The following is a 16,578-nucleotide window of genomic DNA, read 5'->3' on the forward strand; positions in this document are numbered from 1 at the left end:
CAAACGTTATTCCGTACTACTAGGTAGGTTCCCACGCGTTACTCACCCGTCTGCCACTCCCTCCGAAGAGAGCGTTCGACTTGCATGTGTTAAGCCTGCCGCCAGCGTTCGTTCTGAGCCAGGATCAAACTCTCAAGTTTGATATGACTATTTACGACGCAATGCACGTTCTTGACGAGGACACCACTTGTCACAAATGCGTTTCTCAACGCATCGTAAATTTGGTGTTCTCTTAGTAGAAACGTACACCCATCGAAGTCTTGATGATCAGCTAAAAGCCGATCCGCAAGGACCTCGCCGTCCACGTTTCCCTTTCTTCTCTCATTCACAATGTCAAAGAACCGACGATTAAATCGTCCACGATTTCCCGAGCAAGCAAGCCCACTCTTTAAATCTGAAATCTTGAAAATTAAACATTCAAAGCTGAACATTTAACACTCAAGAGATGCGGTTGATAATGCTTTAAATTCGCCTTGTCAACACCCTATCTGAAATTTAAATTTTCATTTATTTTTCAGCTAGTTATCTGAGTTCCGCTGGTGTCTTGCGACCCCGTTTCCCTCAGCGCTCGGGGGTTATAGGGCGGGGGCATTTCAGAGTCAACAGCCCTTTTTCAAAAAGATGAACTTTTTTTGACATTGCCGCAAAAAGCCCGATTTTCGGGCCTTTTCACCCTGTCTTTTTATCCACCCCGCACCGCACCATTATAAAGAGGGCCAATAAAGCCCCATTTGACCGATTTTTGCCGCATTTAATCCGCAAAAGGACAGAGCTGGTTGGCACACTCTATATATAGTGCCGCATTTGAGGCCATAAATTTGCGCTTTAACGCAAGTCTGTGCCATATAAACGCTGCAAACAAATCAAAGGAGCTGGCTGCGTGACACCTGTTCAATTCAAACAGCACAAAATGCTTTTGAAATCTGCGGGCTATCGCGATGCACCAGCTTTGACACTAAATTCCCATGATGGACATATGCCCCATGGACGCGAGATCTCGCTTTCATGGTTGAGCGGCACCATTCTAACAGGGGTGACCGGTGTACTTTTGATGGCAAGCGCGCTCTATGTGTCCTTTGACGGCCGCGGCACATTTGCAACGCCCTATGCCTCTTTAAGCCCAACCTTGGCAGAAGACATCAACACGCCAAGTTCTGACAGCAAGTTGGTGACCAAGAAGTCTGATCGTGTGCGGCCCGTTGCGGCCACCCGATCAGACCGCGAGATCATTGAAGCCAGCATTCGCGAAACAGTTGATGGCGCGGACCGTATCCGCCGCCAACCCTTTATTCGAATCAACGCGACCTTGGCCACATCGGCCACAGCGCTTTCCGCCGACATTCCCAAATATGACCCGGTGGCGTTGCTGCGCAAAAACCAACCCATCGCTTTGGCCGAAGATGCCCGCACCATCAATACTGATATTTATGGCGCCGAAGTAGAGGGCGAAGTCACTGTTAAAGAGGCAAGCCTCAATATCAACTTCGCGCCCGAACCCGCCATTGATGATCGGTTGGCCGCTGAATATGTGCGCACCACAGTGGAAGGCGCCTTTTCCGGCTCCGATTCTATTGCCCTGGCATATGCGGCAGAAAATGTACCGGGCCTGCGCGAGCTTTCCGTAGAATCTGACGGTTTCTCCTCTGTCGCACAAAATGTATCTATTGTGCCGAAGTCTCCTGCATCGACCAACGAAACCGCACGGACGGAACGGATCATCTCCGTGCGACAAACTGCGCCCATTGGCGATGTATTGTCTAAAAACGGTTTTACCGAGCAAATGGTGACCGCGATTGAACGGACAATGCGGTCCGTAAACCCCTCAACTGAAGTGCGTGAGGGATTCCGGATGCGTATCCTTTTCGGGCTAGAGCCCGGCACTGAAACGCAAATCCCCTATTTGCTCAGCCTTTATAATGCAGATGAGCGCCATCTGGTCACCGTCGCCCGCACCGACCAAGGGCGTTATGTGTTGGGTGCCCCACCTCCAGGCATTGATTTGCCCGATGAGGACACGGAAGAAATTAACGTTGCCAACCTGCCTTCGCTTTATCGGTCAATCTATGAAACAGGCCGCAAGTTGGACTTGAAAGATGCGACCATTGAGCGAATCGTAGCCATGTTTGCTTATGATCTCGATCTGACCAAAAAGATTGCACCGGGTGATCAAATCCAAATTCTGCAAACCGAAGCGGATACCCATGGGCACAAGGAATTGCTCTATATCGGGTTGAAGCTAGCCGGCACAGAGCGGCATATGTATCGTTTCCAGACCGAAGATGGCTTGGTTGATTATTTCGATGAGAATGGCCAAACGGGCAAGAAGTTCTTGATGCGGCGTCCACTCGAAGGTGGTGGGCGGTTGCGCTCAAATTACGGCTATCGAATCCACCCGATCTTTAAAACCCGCAAACTGCACACTGGCGTTGATCTTTCCGCCCGCACCGGCACACCGATTTATGCTGGCGGCGATGGCGTTGTGAAACGCGCGCAGTGGGTTTCAGGCTATGGTCGCTATGTGGAGCTGAACCACGCAAACGGCTATCAAACCGCCTATGCTCACATGAACCGTATCGCCGATGGCATGAGCCCCGGCACGCGCGTACGGCAGGGTCAGATTATTGGCTATGTGGGCTCAACAGGTTACTCAACTGGCCCTCACCTGCACTATGAAATCAAGATTAACGGCCGGACGGTCGATCCTCTAAGCGTGCGTTTGCCGCGGGACAAATCGCTGCCGAACCAATATCGCGCCAAATTTGACCAGACCATCGCGCAGATCAACGATCTGATGTCACGCGAACCATCTGCACCAATCAATGTGGCACAAGCGGGCAACTAAGCCCGCTCGGCAATTTGTTCGAAAATTACGAAGCGATGTAATCGCGAAGAGCTGCTGCTTCACGCTCGGCCTGTTCAATCTTGCGTTTCACAATATCGCCGATCGAAACCAGCCCCAACAGCTTACCGCCTTCAACAACTGGCATGTGGCGTATGCGCCGCTTGGACATGGTGCCCATCACCTCGTCAACACTGGCGTCACGCGAGCAGGTGAACGGATCACGGGTCATGCATTTCTCTAAACCGCTTTCTAACGCGGCAGCGCCATGCTCGCGCAAGCGGCGCACAATATCGCGCTCAGACAGAATGCCAACCACATCACCATTTGCCGCAGTGATCACCACCACACCAATATTGTTTTCGCCCAGCATATCCACCGCCTGTGCCACAGGCGCAGCTTCGGGCAATGTGAAAACTTGGTTGCCTTTTTCCTCTAAAATATCACCGATTCGCATGATGTCCTCCTCATCCCAATGATGGCTCTAAGTATAATTTGAAATTGCACGCCCGCTGGCCCGGCGCAATGCAGCCGGAAAATATGAAGTTAAGCAGGCAGTGGAGGCATTTATCTCTGCAATATGGAAGCGCCCGGCCAAATATGGTCGAACGCGATTTGATCAAATATGGCACATCGACTCTTGTCGCTTTACCCATGCAGCATTGCACTCCTTAAACACAGAATAAGCTGAAAAGAGAAGGCGCGCAATTAGGCCAATTGGCCAAAGCGTTTTGTGCTAGCGTGCTGGCCTGTTTGCGTTGTCCAAAACGCAAATCCCGCCAAGAAAGCCTGATAAGGCACCCGAACCAGCAAATAGGCCGGCCCCATTTCTGCGCCGCCAAAAGGAATATAGTTCAAAGCGGCATAAATATTGGCAGGCAAAAAGCCGATCAGCATGGCGATAATCGCCCACCCCATCAGGCGTGTCACCGGATTGTACAAAACTGCCAAGCCCAAGCCGATTTCTAGAAACCCAGTGAGCACCACAATATATTCGCGGAACGGTACAAATTCAGGCAGCATCACCGCCATTGCCATCGGATCAGTGAAGTGCGCGCTTGCCGTCATAAACAGGAATAGACACAAGCCCAGTCGACCCCAAAACTGAGGTTCATATCTACGCTCCAGCCCAAACAACTGCCCAATGTGGAAAAACAATAAAGGCCCGAGCAGCGCCAATGTTAAAAAGATCAAATTTTTGAATGGCGCTAGGCCAGCCAACAACTCATCGAAAACCATTTCAGTACCTCGCAATTTTTGGTTGCCGACTGAAATGATGGAAACTGAAGAATTTGAAAGGTGATATGCGCCAATGGCGAGGAAAATTCGCCATTGGAAAGGGCGCGATTCGCGATGCGCGAGTAGATTTCCTACGTTTCGGACCAAACCGCCAGAATATTGCCACCGGGTTCTTTGAAGTGAAAACGTCGACCACCGGGAAATGAAAAGATCGGCTTCACAATCTCCGCCCCATTGGTCTGTACCTGCTCCAATGTTGCTTCTAACTGGTCCGTTTTCAAAATCACCAACGGCGCCTCAATCGTTTCAGCGCGCTCTAACCCACCGGTAACCCCGGCATCACGAATTTCCGAATAGTCCGGACCATAATCCACATAGGACCAGCCGAAGGCTTTCTCAAAAAATGACTTAGATTGCTCAAACTGATTGGATTGAAATTCAATATAGTCGATCTCTAATTTCATAACAGCTCCACTTATTGTTCTGTATTTGTTCTATTTCGAACGTACTCAGGAGTCAATCAAGCCAACACAAATGGTGCCGCAACCGATGGCGCAGCGATAAATGTGGGGCACGAGGCACGCAACGTCTCGAATCAGATCTGCAGAATAAGGAGACATTTTACACCTCATGCGACTGGTTTTGCGCATCACCTTTTAGCCTGCCGGGCTGCTTACCCAATGTTCCCGCAATACCCAACTAGCATCGGCCCCCGGCGTAGGGCTCACTCTATAAGGAGCGACAGATTCTGCGTCCAAATTTTGCACCAACCTCTTCTTCATCACATAGAGGATGTACCGCCACTGCCCGTCGACAGCCCACGCGGCCAAAAGAAGATGACTTTATTATAGGGCGAAATCTCCCCCCGGAGATAAGTTTGTGATGTTTTTGCCTGAGAAGAAAATGAATGACGATAAATCAACCAGTTGGCAAATTGAGCAATTCCGCCAACCAGGAATTAAGCGATTTTTGCCCGCGCAAGCCTCACCCCATCCGGCGCAAATCCGGCGAAATCGAAATGCCCGGCGCCGTGGCGAGTTTTTCGATCAACACCTCCTGAAACAATTTGGCGCGCGCCGTGTTGTGCACCTCCTCACGCTGCACCAAATAAAGCGGTTTTGGCACCGGACGACAGCCGGGCAAAACCTCCTCATAAACACCGCTGTCCAGAAAATTCTGCACAAAATAGAGGGGCGCTTTTGTAAAGCCCAACCCTTTTTCAAGCGCATGCGCAATCAGATTCGGGTGATCCGCCGTCAAACTCGGCGTAACCGGGACAGAAAGATTCTGCCCCTCATAGGTGACCGCAACCATGGCCTGCTCTGTATCATCACGATATTGAATAAAATCCAGATTTTGCAACTCCCTGGGTGAGTGTGGGCGCCCCGCTCGATCCAAATAGGCTGGGGTTGCCGCCAACACTGACTGCACCACACCAATTTTACGCCCGATTCCACGGCCCTGTCCCGGTGAACCAAAGCGAATGGCAAAATCAACATTGTCTTTTTCCAGATCAATCAAGGCATCAGAGATCACTAAATCGACTTTGAGATCGCGATGTTGCGCCTTTAGCGCAATCACGACTTCTCCCAAATAAGTTTGGCTCAAAGATTGTCCCGCTGTAATGCGAATATGTCCCGAAATAGTCCCCTGCAGGGAATCCAATTCAACGCGCATTTCATCCAGCGCCTGTCCGATTTTTTGACCAAAACCATAGGCTACCTGTCCCGCCATCGTCGGCTGAACGCCAGCACGGTTTCGGATCAACAATGTTTGGCCGTAGGCAAGTTCGAGGGATTTGACTTTTTGCGAAACAGCGGGCTGGCTCACGCCGAGCGTTTTGGCGGCGCCAGTGAAGGAACCGGCGTCCACAGCCGCAACCAGACAGCGCAAAGGGTGCAGTTCATCCATAAGTAATTCTTATATCAATAATAAGGAATCGGGGAATTTTATATCCATAATAAAAGCAATAGCTTCACTTCAGTTTTAATTCAACTGAAGAGTTCAACATGCCTTTTACCCATCATGATGCCAGCCTGAATCGGCGACACTTCCTTTCCGGAATAGCGGCCGCCCCCCTTGCCGTGGGCGCAAGCGCTCAGGCAATGGCAAACGAGACCACCCCAAAAAACGCTCCCCACCAGCATCCACAAGCTGAAATATTCAAATATCAAATTGGCGACATCGAAGTGATTGCCATTGCAGATGGCTTCACCGCTTTGCCCAGCCAAGTCATGGTGGGTTTGGAACCAGAAGTGGCAGAACAGGCAGCGCGGTTGGCCTACAAAAACTACGACCCCAACATGATTCCCATCGCCATCAACAGCTACATCGTGCGCACACGCAACAAGGTTATTGCCGTGGATGCAGGTGCCCCAAGTTTTCTCGGCCCAAATGTGGGCGCGTGGCAGGCGGGATTGGCCAAGGCCAATATTTCCTTGTCAAACATCGACATCATGTTCCTCACCCATATGCACACTGACCATGTCGCTGGCCTCGTGGGCGAGACGGGCGAAATGCACATGCCGCAAGCTGAGTTGATGCTTTCAGAAACAGAATGGGCACATTCATTTGATAATGAAAAACTGGCCTATCTGCCGAAGGAATTTGCGCCCATGATCCAATATGCGCGCGGGCAAACACTGCCCTATAAAGACCAGCGCACACTGCTGAGCATGGACAAAGAAACAGAAATCGCGCCCGGCGTGTTCAGTGTACCTCTGCCCGGCCACACAATGGGACATATGGGTATCAGAGTGGAAAGCCAGAACAAGAGCCTTATGATCTGGGGTGACATTATCCACAGCCCAACTTACCAATTCAGTCACCCTGAATGGTCAACCATCATCGACGCAGACCCGGCACTTTCAGCTCAAACGCGGACCAAACTTCTCGATCAAGCCGCCGCAGACCGCGCCATGGTCGCCGGCATGCATCTGGATTTCCCATCCTTGGGATATGTGGAACGTCACGAAAATAGCTATCGCTATGTCGCGGCCCCCCGAAATTATGGTCGCTAACAACCAACTGCCCGGCACGAATGAGGGTGGTCGCCTGTCGATCACCGTCAAGTCGGGCAACGGGACATGAAATTAGGAAAAAAGAAAACCCGGCGCTCATAAAAGCACCGGGCTTCCTTCATCGTTGAGGAGGAGGGTTAGTTTATTGGGCTGCGTCGGGCAGCGGGCTATCATCGATGCTGGTGCCATCTGCAGTGAAGGCAAGTTTATTGCCTTCCACATCCACAGAGACCCGTTGACCATCAACAATTTTGCCGCTCAAAATCTGCTCGGCGAGCTCATCTTGCAAATTGCGTTGAATGACCCGTTTCAAAGGACGTGCCCCATAAGCAGGGTCATAACCTTCATTGGCAATCCAATCGCGGGCAGCAGGGCTGAGTTCAATGGCGATGTCACGCTCATTCAACAATTTGCGCAAACCGCCCAATTGAACATCCACAATGGCGCCCATATCGGCACGGGCCAAACGATGGAACAGCAGGATCTCATCCACCCGGTTCAAGAACTCAGGGCGGAAATGAGCTTTGACCGCATCCATCACCTTGCCGCGCACCAGATCAACCGATTCGCCGTCTTGCTGTTCAACAAGATATTCGGCACCAAGGTTCGAGGTCATGATGACCAGCGTGTTGCGGAAATCGACCGTGCGACCCTGACCATCGGTCAAGCGGCCATCATCAAGCACTTGAAGCAGCACATTGAACACGTCCGTGTGGGCTTTTTCGATCTCGTCAAACAAGATCACCTGATAAGGACGACGACGCACCGCTTCGGTCAACACGCCCCCTTCATCATAACCCACATAGCCTGGAGGCGCGCCGATCAGCCGGGCAACCGAATGCTTCTCCATAAATTCAGACATGTCCAACCGCACCATGGCCGTCTCATCGTCAAACAAGAACTCAGCCAAAGCTTTGGTCAACTCGGTTTTACCGACACCGGTTGGCCCCAAGAACATGAAAGAGCCAATCGGGCGATTCGGATCTTGCAACCCGGCACGTGACCGGCGCACCGCTTTGGCAACGGCTGTCACCGCTTCGCGCTGGCCAATCACCCGCTTGCCCAATTCATCTTCCATGCGCAGCAGCTTGTCGCGCTCGCCTTCGAGCATCTTATCCACGGGCACACCCGTCCAACGGCTCACCACCTGCGCAATGTGAGAGGGGGAAACCACCTCTTCCATCATCGCGTCGGTGACATTGTCGGCAGCCGCATCTTTGGCTTCGGCTTCGGCAATTTTTTGCTCCAGACCGGGAATAACGCCATAGGCCAATTCACCTGCCCGTGCCAAATCACCTGCCCGCTGGGCATTTTCAAGCTCGGTCCGCGCTTGGTCCAACTCTTCCTTGAGTTTTTGCTCGGCGCCTAAACGTTCCTTTTCTGAAACCCAACGCTGGTTCAATGCACCAGCTTCTTCTTCCAGATCAGAAAGCTCAGCTTCCAACTTCTCAAGCCGGGTTTTGGACGCATCGTCCGTTTCTTTTTTCAGCGCTTCGCGCTCAATTTTCAACTGGATGATGCGACGATCCAACTCGTCCAACGCTTCTGGCTTGCTGTCCACCTGCATGCGCAACCGCGCAGCCGATTCGTCCACCAAATCGATGGCCTTATCTGGCAAAAACCGATCTGTAATATAGCGATTCGACAAAGTAGCGGCCGACACCAAGGCGCTGTCCGAAATTCGCACACCGTGGTGCAGCTCATATTTTTCTTTCAGGCCGCGAAGAATCGAAATTGTATCTTCCACAGTGGGTTCAGACACATAAACAGGCTGGAACCGACGGGCCAAAGCCGCATCTTTTTCAACATGCTTTTTATATTCGTCCAAAGTGGTGGCGCCCACGCAGTGCAATTCACCCCGCGCCAATGCAGGTTTCAGCAGGTTAGACGCATCCATGGCGCCGTCGCCTTTACCTGCGCCAACCAAAGTGTGCATCTCATCAATAAAGAGGATGATTTTTCCCTCTTCTGATTGCACCTCATTGAGCACAGATTTCAAACGTTCTTCAAACTCACCACGATATTTCGCGCCCGCAATGAGGGACCCCATGTCCAAAGACAGGAGCTTTTTGTTCTTCAAGCTTTCCGGCACGTCACCATTGACGATTCGCAAGGCCAAGCCTTCGGCAATCGCGGTTTTACCCACACCGGGCTCACCAATCAAAACAGGATTGTTTTTTGTGCGGCGTGACAACACTTGGATTGAGCGACGAATTTCTTCATCCCGGCCAATCACAGGGTCAAGCCGACCATCACGTGCATCTTGGGTCAAATCACGCGCATATTTTTTCAAAGCGTCATAGCCTTCTTCTGCACTTTGGCTATCTGCAGTACGGCCTTTGCGCAATTCATTGATGGCATCGTTCAGCCCATTGGCCGTAACACCACCTGCAGCCAAAACTTTGCCTGCATCTGTGTCTTTTTCGATGGTCAATGCCAGCAAAAGGCGTTCAACGGTGACATAGCTGTCGCCTGCCTTATCCGCAGCTTTTTCAGCTGTTTCAAAAACACGCGCCATTTCGCGGCTCAAATAAAGTTGGCCACCATCACCGGATACAGAAGGAATTTTTTTCAATGCCGCTTCAGTTGCAGCATGCACCGCCTTTGGATCACCGCCAGCCCGTTGAATGAGGCCAGACGCCATGCCCTCATTATCGTCCAAAAGAACTTTTAGAAGGTGCAAAGGCGAAAATTGCTGATGCCCAGCAGAAAGGGCGCCAGATTGGGCAGATTGTACAAAACCGCGTGCCCGCTCGGTATATTTCTCGATATTCATATCTCAACTCTCCATTTCTCGCCCATCTCAATCCGCCTAAAAAGCACGGGTTAAAACGTCTCGAAGCGTTGTTTGTTTCAACTTATCCTAAGGCGCCCACATTTGGCACGCCGGACTGTTGAATTAGATATAGGTACGCTTCGAAGGGAAAAAAGAGCAAAAGACAAATAAACTGCTCTTTTGGCTTCACTTTTAAAAGAAGTGCGCCACGCCCCCTACGACCACCATGGCAGCACCAAATTTAAAAACCCAACCTGCAATCTGCTGTTGACGATAGCCTTTCTGACCCTTCTTCACTTCTTCAAAATTGCCCAAGACTGGTACTTTGGATGAGCCTTCTTTAAACCCGCCGCCAATCATATGCAGCGCGCCACCGGCCAACGCGACAATCCAACCAATCATAAAAATATTAAAGCCATTGGTTTCCAACGGGGCAAACAAAGTCTCAAACATAAAAATCTCACTCAAATTGTGGGACCGGATAAGTCTATCCCTATCTCTGACAATGATCTAGCCTTTGGCAAATTTAGCAAGGTGCAGTAATATCCCGCCAAACAAACAGTCAAAGCTGATAAGATGAACAAAGTCGAACCCCATCACACCATTCAGCCAGCAGGCACTATGCCCAAAAAAGTGGCTGTGCTGGCATATGATCAGCTTTGCACCTTCGAATATGGCATCGCCATTGAAGTGTTCGATACGATTCAATCTAAAACCGCACCGCTTTACCAAGCCGAAACAGTGCCCATCGAATCGGGCAATCTGAGATTGGCCGGTGGCTTGCGTACCCAATGTGTCGCGCAACTGGAACGACTTGCTGAATTTGACCTGATAATCGTGCCGGGCTGGCCGCTGCATAAGAAAGTTTCATCTGAAATGGCCAGCGCCTTGCAAAATGCACACGAGGCTGGTGCGCGATTTATGACCATTTGCTCTGGCATCTTTTTGCTGGGCCGTGCTGGCCTCACCGCCAACACCAACATCACCACACACTGGCAATATATTGATCAATTAAGAGCTGAAGCGACCAGCGAGAACGTTGAAGACAATGTGCTTTATTGCGGCACAGGGCAAATTATGAGCTCAGCCGGATCAGCGGCAGGGATTGATCTGGCATTAGAAATTGTGCGGCAGGACTTTGGCACCAAAGAAGCGAATCGGTTGGCGCAGCGGCTGGTTCTGCCAGCCCATCGCGAAGGCGGTCAAAAACAATTTGTGCCGCGCCCAGTGGCACATGCGCAAAAAAGCGGATTTGCCAAATATCTCGATGAGGTGCGCCAAAAACTCGATCAATCTTGGACAGTGAAAGAAATGGCAGCCCTCTGCCATATGTCCGAACGTACATTGATGCGCAGATTTCAGGAAGTGATGGGGTTGAGCCCAAGCCAATGGCTGATTCAGGAGCGAGTCTTTTTCGCCCGTTCCCTTCTAGAAGAAGATCATTTCACCATTGACGAGATTGCACAAAAGGCAGGCTTCAACACGCCAGAGACAATGCGGCACCATTTCCGCACCCACCTCAAAATAAGCCCGGTCGTCTATCGCAATAATTTTCGGCAAAAATAAAGGGCGGTCACCCGCCCCTAACTTTATTCCGCTGCTGCGGCTGCTTTTTTGGCTGGAACCTCGTCCGCCACATCATCGCCCACACTCAATTTGGGCTGTGGTGCATCGGCCAAATCACCCTCAGTCGCAGGTTTGCGACGTGGACGCCGCGCACGTGGTGCGCGTTTTGGCTTTTCCTGTGCCACTTCATCATTTGCAGGCGCTTCAGCAATAGCTTCTTCTTTCGGCGCATCTTCAGGCTCATTGTCCTGATCCACATTTGCCTCAGCCACTGCTTTTTCATCATTTGCCTGATCGTCTTCGTCACGATCTTGCTCTTCCCGCTCCCGCCGCTGCTCTTGCCGCGCTTGGTTTTGCGCCTGAGCTGCAGAGATGATCCGGAAATAATGTTCCGCATGCTGCAAATAGTTTTCGGCCATGACAGAATCGCCAGAGGCCTGCGCGTCGCGCGCGAGCTGCACATATTTCTCCGCAATGTGAGAAGGATTGCCACGCACCTTCACATCCGGTCCGTTGCTTTCATAATTGCGGGAAAGCGGATTGACGTTTTTCCGACCGTTACCACGGCCGCGTGAACGCTTATTCTGTTGTCCAGGTCTCATACGATGACTTCAAACTTTTCTTACATTTGCACCGAAAAGAGCGCACCAAACCGTACCTGTCACATTGCCCGCCAAACATTTTTGGTTTGGATGTGACTTTGAATGGTCGCTATATGCCGGCTGTCCAGCTTGCTGGGGGCAAATCCACCTGTTATGTGTAGGTAAAATTTTGCGGTCAATGAATGAACATCAAACCCAACTAGCCATTGCAACCTATATGCTTCGGAAAACTTTTCCAAGTGAAAAATTTTCACTTTGGCCAAACTTGCTGGCCCCTCCTGAATTTCACCAAGAAATTTCAGCAACTCTATTATGCCCAGAAAGGTCTTTGAAAAAGGTTACTTGCTGCGCACCCGCTGCAATTGCAGCCTTTTCCATCAATTCAGCCTGACGAAAACCGATTTCAAAAAGCAGCTTACCGCCCTGCCGCAACCGCATTTTCGCACCAGCCAAAATCTGGTGATAAGCCGCCATGCCCTCATCTTCAGCAAAAAGCGCCAGCGCCGGATCATAATCAAGCGCCTCTTTATTCATCAGCGCTTTTTCGTGCTCAGCGATATACGGCGGATTGGAAAGGATCAGGTCAAATTGGTTTTGCGCTGGGATTGCATCAAACCAATTGCTGGTCACCAACTCTAGCCGATCCGAAACCTCATGCCGTGTTGCATTTTCACGCGCCATCTCCAGCGCGCCTGCCGCAATATCCGTGGCCACCGCTGTGCAATCGACACGCTCAGCCAGCAGACTGATCGCAATGCAGCCCGTGCCTGTGCCCAAATCTATGAAATGTCCGACTTTCGGCAAAGCCTGCAGCCCACGCTCGACCAACACTTCGGTGTCTGGACGCGGCACCAACGTATCCGCATTCAACGAAAATACGCGCCCATAAAAGGCAGCTTCACCCAAAATGCGTGCAACAGGTTCATGCGCCAATCGGCGCTGTCCAAATCCGTCCATCCTCGCCAGAATTTCCGGCGACACAAGATCATGCTCTTTGCCGATTAGCTGTGCTTGATCAATCTCGGCGGCTGCACACAAAAGCAGCCGCGAATCTATCGCGGCACTTTCAATCTGATTTTCGGCAAATTGCTGCCGCCAATGCTGCCGCAACTGACCAAAGCTTATGGGCGTGGTGCTACTTATTTGCTTCATCCATAGCAGCCAACTGCGCCGCTTGGTTTTCGGTGATCAATGCATCGATCATCTCATCCAGCGCTTCACCCGCAATCACCTTATCAAGCTTATAAAGCGTGAGGTTAATCCGGTGATCTGTCACCCGACCCTGCGGGAAGTTATAGGTCCGAATGCGCTCTGAACGGTCACCCGAACCCACCTGATCGCGCCGCGCTTCGGCCCGTGCACTATCACGCTCCTGCCGCTGCATATCAAACAAGCGCGCCCGCAAAACCTTCATGGCGTTGGCCCGGTTCTGGTGCTGCGATTTCTCAGACGAAATAACCACCACGCCAGTTGGAATGTGGGTAATCCGCACCGCACTGTCGGTGGTGTTCACGTGCTGACCACCCGCGCCTGATGCCCGCATCGTATCAATCCGAATATCTTCATTGCGAATTTCAATGTCGATATCTTCCACTTCTGGCAACACAGCCACGGTGGCGGCGGAGGTGTGAATACGCCCACCAGATTCTGTTTCCGGCACCCGCTGCACACGGTGCACACCAGACTCAAATTTCAAACGGGCATATGCGCCCTGACCTTTAATACTGGCGACAATCTCTTTGTAGCCGCCCATATCGCCTTCGCTCTCTTCCATGATCTGGACTTTCCAGCCATTGATTTCAGCGTGGCGTTGATACATGCGGAACAGATCACCCGCAAACAAAGCGGCTTCGTCGCCCCCCGTGCCTGCCCGCACTTCAACAATAACCGACTTATCGTCAGCTTCATCTTTTGGCAGCAGCATCAAACGGATTTCTTGGGTGAGCTCTTCAATCTTTTCTTTAAGCTCGTCCCGCTCCATTTCCGCCATCTCGGCCATTTCTTTATCACCGGACGCCAAAATTTCATTGACCCCTTCAAGGTCTGTCTGCGCAGATTTGAACTCGCGAATTTTGTCCACATATGGCTGCAGGTCAGAATATTCCTTGGACAGCTTCACATAGGTTTCGGGATCTGGATTCGCAGCCATTTCTCCTTCAACCGTTTCAAAGCGGTGCAACAAAGCATCCAATTTTTCTGCAGGTAGTTTCGCCATAACAGCTCAGACTTTCATTTAAAGGGGTAGATGTTGGCGATCTGCCAAATCATAAATCAAATCACGGATAACCAGCGGATCACCGCCCTCATCCAATGCGGCGCATATTTGCCCGCGAATGGCTTGAAGATCAAGAGACAACACAAGCTCTTTAATCTGGCCGATTGAAGAAGCCGCCATGCTCAACCGATCAATGCCAATCGCCATCAATGCCAACGCCTCAATTGGCCGCCCTGCCAACTCGCCACACATGGTCAGCGGCACATTATGCTTTTTGGCTGCATCTGCCACATGCTTAAACGCACGCAAGCGCGGAATTGCAATTGGATCATAGCGCCGCACCACCCGCGCATTCGCGCGGTCAGACGCAGTGAGAAACTGCACAAGATCGTTAGAGCCAATGGACACAAAATCCGTCATGGGCAGCAAATGATCAAGTTCGAACAAAAGCGACGGCACCTCGATCATCGCACCAAGGCGAAGATTTTTAGGGCGCTCAAATCCAGCATTGTCCAAACGCTTCAATTCGATATCGAGGACTTTGCGGGCTTCACAAAATTCCTGCGCATCGGTGACCATAGGCACCAAAATATCCAGATCACGCCCATTCGCCGCTTGTAGCAAGGCGCGAATTTGGGTGCGCAACAGACCAGGCCGATCCAACGCCAAACGAAGTGACCGCCACCCCATCGCAGGGTTTTCTTCAGCTTCTGCCCGCAAATAGGGCACCACCTTATCACCGCCAATGTCCAGCAAGCGGAATACGATAGGGCGATCCCCCACCAGTTCCATCGCCTCGCGATAAAGCTCAACCTGTTCGGCCAAACGCGGCAGCTTAGACGCGATCATAAATTGCAGCTCGGTCCGGAACAAACCAATGCCCGCCGCGCCCGTTTCTTCAATCGCCGGCAGATCTGCGATCAAACCAGAATTGTGCAACAGCGTAATTTCAGCGCCATCGCGGGTGATAGAGGGCTTGTCGCGCAGCGCAGCAAAACGTTCCTGCCGCTTGGCGCTCATGCGCACCTTATCTGCATAAGTGGCGAGCACGTCCACGGATGGACGCAAGTGCACAATGCCTTGCTGACAATCGAGAATAATATCGTCGCCTGTTTCGCACATGGCGGCGATATTCTCGACCTGCCCGCACACATTAAGGCCTAAAGACCGCGCTACAATCGACACGTGGGCGGTCATGCCGCCTTCTTCCAGCACAACGCCGCGCAGCTTGCGCCGATCATATTCAAGAAGTTCCGCTGGCCCCATATTCCGCGCCACCAAAATGGCGTTATCGGGCAGCTCATGGCCAAACACTTTTGTGCCACCAGTCAAAACCCGCAGCAGGCGGTTGGCCAAATCGTCCAAATCATGCAACCGGTCGCGAATATAGGGATCGGTTTGACGCATCATGCGCGCGCGCGTGTCGTTTTGCACCCGCTCAACCGCAGCTTCCGCGGTCAAACCTGCGCCCACCGCTTCACGCAGCCGCCGCACCCATCCCCGGTCATGGGCGAACATGCGGTAGCTTTCAAGAATTTCACGATGTTCAGACCGCGCCTGCATATCGCCGCGATTGAACATGTCGTCAATCGTCACCCGCATGGTGCGGATGGCAGACTCAAGGCGCTCTTTTTCCTGATCCACATCTTCAGCAACAAAGTTGGTCACCACCACCCGCGGGTCGTGCACAAACACTTTGCCCAATGCAATGCCATCTGTGTAGCTCGACGCTTCCAACGAGCGCGGACGCCGCAATTCAATTTCCGACCCCGGGGTGATCAGACTATCAAATTCAGTGGTCGAAACCATTTCTGCCAGCAAAGTGGCAGTGGTCATCAACGCTTCAGTTTCATCTTCGCGATAAAGCCGACTTTCAACCGACTGAACGTCCAAAACCCCAAGGGTTTGGCCCGCACGCAAAACAGGCACGCCAAGAAATGATTGGTAGGGGTCTTCACCCGTTTCAGGGCGATAAGCAAAGGCAGGGTGCTTTGGCGCATCCGCCAAATTGAGCGACATCGCTTCTGCCGCGATCAAGCCCACAAGGCCTTCGCCAAGGCGCAAGCTGGTTTTGTGCACCGCTTCGCGCTTCAAACCATGGGTGGCAAAAAGCTCCAAGGCACCATCATCACGCAAGACATAAAACGAGCACACATCGGCCCGCATACTGTCCGCGATCAATTCAACAATTTTATCCAGCCGCTCCTGAATGCCCAATGGCTCTGCCATTGTTTCGCGCAATCTGCGCAACAATTCACGAGGGCCAGCTATCGTATGTGCCATCCGCCCTCAACCCGCCGAAGCGAGCTGCCTTTTTGGGC

Annotated in this window: 12 protein-coding genes, 1 rRNA gene and 1 pseudogene (1 of these 14 cut by a window edge); 3 read left to right on the forward strand and 11 right to left on the reverse strand. The window is 51.8% G+C overall.

Annotated elements, in window-relative coordinates; translation table 11 throughout:
* A 16S ribosomal RNA gene (locus tag ATL17_RS12610) occupies nucleotides 1-140 on the reverse strand; it reaches 1,344 nt to the left of the window's first position.
* Nucleotides 141-880: 740 nt separating this feature from the next.
* Between ATL17_RS12610 and ATL17_RS12615 the strand changes: the two genes are divergently transcribed.
* A complete protein-coding gene (locus ATL17_RS12615; protein WP_133573191.1) occupies nucleotides 881-2,842 on the forward strand; it encodes a M23 family metallopeptidase in 1,962 nt (653 codons plus the stop codon).
* Nucleotides 2,843-2,867: 25 nt separating this feature from the next.
* Here ATL17_RS12615 and ATL17_RS12620 read toward each other — a convergent pair whose 3' ends face one another.
* The 4 genes from ATL17_RS12620 to ATL17_RS12635 all read right to left on the reverse strand — a co-directional run bounded on the left by ATL17_RS12620 (nucleotide 2,868) and on the right by ATL17_RS12635 (nucleotide 5,989).
* Nucleotides 2,868-3,296 (reverse strand): CBS domain-containing protein, encoded by a 429-nt coding sequence (locus tag ATL17_RS12620; protein ID WP_133573192.1) that lies wholly within the window; start codon nucleotides 3,294-3,296, stop codon nucleotides 2,868-2,870.
* Nucleotides 3,297-3,547: 251 nt separating this feature from the next.
* On the reverse strand, nucleotides 3,548-4,078 hold the full coding sequence (locus ATL17_RS12625; RefSeq protein WP_133573193.1) for a hypothetical protein: 531 nt from the start codon (nucleotides 4,076-4,078) through the stop codon (nucleotides 3,548-3,550).
* 131 nt (nucleotides 4,079-4,209) lie between these two features.
* Entirely contained in the window at nucleotides 4,210-4,542 is a 333-nt protein-coding gene (locus ATL17_RS12630; protein WP_133573194.1) for a VOC family protein, read from the reverse strand.
* Between the two features lie 520 nt (nucleotides 4,543-5,062).
* Nucleotides 5,063-5,989, reverse strand: a complete 927-nt coding sequence (locus tag ATL17_RS12635; RefSeq protein WP_133573195.1) for a LysR family transcriptional regulator — start codon at nucleotides 5,987-5,989, stop codon at nucleotides 5,063-5,065.
* A 194-nt stretch (nucleotides 5,990-6,183) separates the two neighbouring features.
* Between ATL17_RS12635 and ATL17_RS12640 the strand changes: the two genes are divergently transcribed.
* On the forward strand, nucleotides 6,184-7,098 hold the full coding sequence (locus ATL17_RS12640; protein ID WP_166639034.1) for an MBL fold metallo-hydrolase: 915 nt from the start codon (nucleotides 6,184-6,186) through the stop codon (nucleotides 7,096-7,098).
* Between the two features lie 142 nt (nucleotides 7,099-7,240).
* Here the strand turns inward: ATL17_RS12640 and clpB are convergent, their stop codons facing one another.
* Both clpB and ATL17_RS12650 read right to left on the reverse strand, forming a co-directional pair.
* A complete protein-coding gene (gene clpB / locus ATL17_RS12645; RefSeq protein WP_133573197.1) occupies nucleotides 7,241-9,874 on the reverse strand; it encodes an ATP-dependent chaperone ClpB in 2,634 nt (877 codons plus the stop codon).
* Between the two features lie 192 nt (nucleotides 9,875-10,066).
* Nucleotides 10,067-10,327 carry a hypothetical protein gene (locus ATL17_RS12650; RefSeq protein ID WP_133573198.1) on the reverse strand — a complete coding sequence of 87 codons (261 nt, stop codon included), beginning with the start codon at nucleotides 10,325-10,327 and terminating at the stop codon, nucleotides 10,067-10,069.
* Nucleotides 10,328-10,450: 123 nt separating this feature from the next.
* On the opposite strand from ATL17_RS12650, the gene ATL17_RS12655 reads away from it, so the two are divergent.
* Nucleotides 10,451-11,440, forward strand: a complete 990-nt coding sequence (locus tag ATL17_RS12655; RefSeq protein ID WP_133573199.1) for a helix-turn-helix domain-containing protein — start codon at nucleotides 10,451-10,453, stop codon at nucleotides 11,438-11,440.
* Between the two features lie 346 nt (nucleotides 11,441-11,786).
* On the opposite strand, the pseudogene ATL17_RS17250 reads toward ATL17_RS12655, so the two are convergent.
* From ATL17_RS17250 to ptsP, 4 genes and pseudogenes are all read right to left on the reverse strand, one after another.
* Nucleotides 11,787-12,042: pseudogene (locus ATL17_RS17250) on the reverse strand (DUF4167 domain-containing protein); the annotation flags it as partial.
* A 285-nt stretch (nucleotides 12,043-12,327) separates the two neighbouring features.
* Nucleotides 12,328-13,194, reverse strand: coding sequence for a peptide chain release factor N(5)-glutamine methyltransferase (gene prmC / locus ATL17_RS12665; RefSeq protein WP_133573201.1), 867 nt, complete (start codon nucleotides 13,192-13,194; stop codon nucleotides 12,328-12,330).
* Nucleotides 13,178-14,257 carry a peptide chain release factor 1 gene (gene prfA / locus ATL17_RS12670; RefSeq protein WP_133573202.1) on the reverse strand — a complete coding sequence of 360 codons (1,080 nt, stop codon included), beginning with the start codon at nucleotides 14,255-14,257 and terminating at the stop codon, nucleotides 13,178-13,180. The genes prmC and prfA overlap by 17 nt, the downstream gene beginning before the upstream one ends.
* Nucleotides 14,258-14,275: 18 nt before the next feature.
* A complete protein-coding gene (ptsP, locus tag ATL17_RS12675) occupies nucleotides 14,276-16,540 on the reverse strand; it encodes a phosphoenolpyruvate--protein phosphotransferase (RefSeq protein ID WP_133573203.1) in 2,265 nt (754 codons plus the stop codon).
* Nucleotides 16,541-16,578: the final 38 nt, after the last annotated feature.

It is taken from the genome of Maritalea mobilis, assembly GCF_004363175.1.
GTDB classification, from domain to species: domain Bacteria; phylum Pseudomonadota; class Alphaproteobacteria; order Rhizobiales; family Devosiaceae; genus Maritalea; species Maritalea mobilis.

Bases quoted from the DNA above. Each gene is read 5' to 3' on its own strand.
- ATL17_RS12620 (WP_133573192.1), bottom strand. From the start codon at position 3,296: ATGCGAATCGGTGATATTTTAGAGGAAAAAGGCAACCAAGTTTTCACA.
- ATL17_RS12625 (WP_133573193.1), bottom strand. From the start codon at position 4,078: ATGGTTTTCGATGAGTTGTTGGCTGGCCTAGCGCCATTCAAAAATTTG.
- ATL17_RS12630 (WP_133573194.1), bottom strand. From the start codon at position 4,542: ATGAAATTAGAGATCGACTATATTGAATTTCAATCCAATCAGTTTGAG.
- ATL17_RS12635 (WP_133573195.1), bottom strand. From the start codon at position 5,989: ATGGATGAACTGCACCCTTTGCGCTGTCTGGTTGCGGCTGTGGACGCC.
- ATL17_RS12640 (WP_166639034.1), top strand. From the start codon at position 6,184: ATGGCAAACGAGACCACCCCAAAAAACGCTCCCCACCAGCATCCACAA.
- clpB (WP_133573197.1), bottom strand. From the start codon at position 9,874: ATGAATATCGAGAAATATACCGAGCGGGCACGCGGTTTTGTACAATCT.
- ATL17_RS12650 (WP_133573198.1), bottom strand. From the start codon at position 10,327: ATGTTTGAGACTTTGTTTGCCCCGTTGGAAACCAATGGCTTTAATATT.
- ATL17_RS12655 (WP_133573199.1), top strand. From the start codon at position 10,451: ATGAACAAAGTCGAACCCCATCACACCATTCAGCCAGCAGGCACTATG.
- prmC (WP_133573201.1), bottom strand. From the start codon at position 13,194: ATGAAGCAAATAAGTAGCACCACGCCCATAAGCTTTGGTCAGTTGCGG.
- prfA (WP_133573202.1), bottom strand. From the start codon at position 14,257: ATGGCGAAACTACCTGCAGAAAAATTGGATGCTTTGTTGCACCGCTTT.
- ptsP (WP_133573203.1), bottom strand. From the start codon at position 16,540: ATGGCACATACGATAGCTGGCCCTCGTGAATTGTTGCGCAGATTGCGC.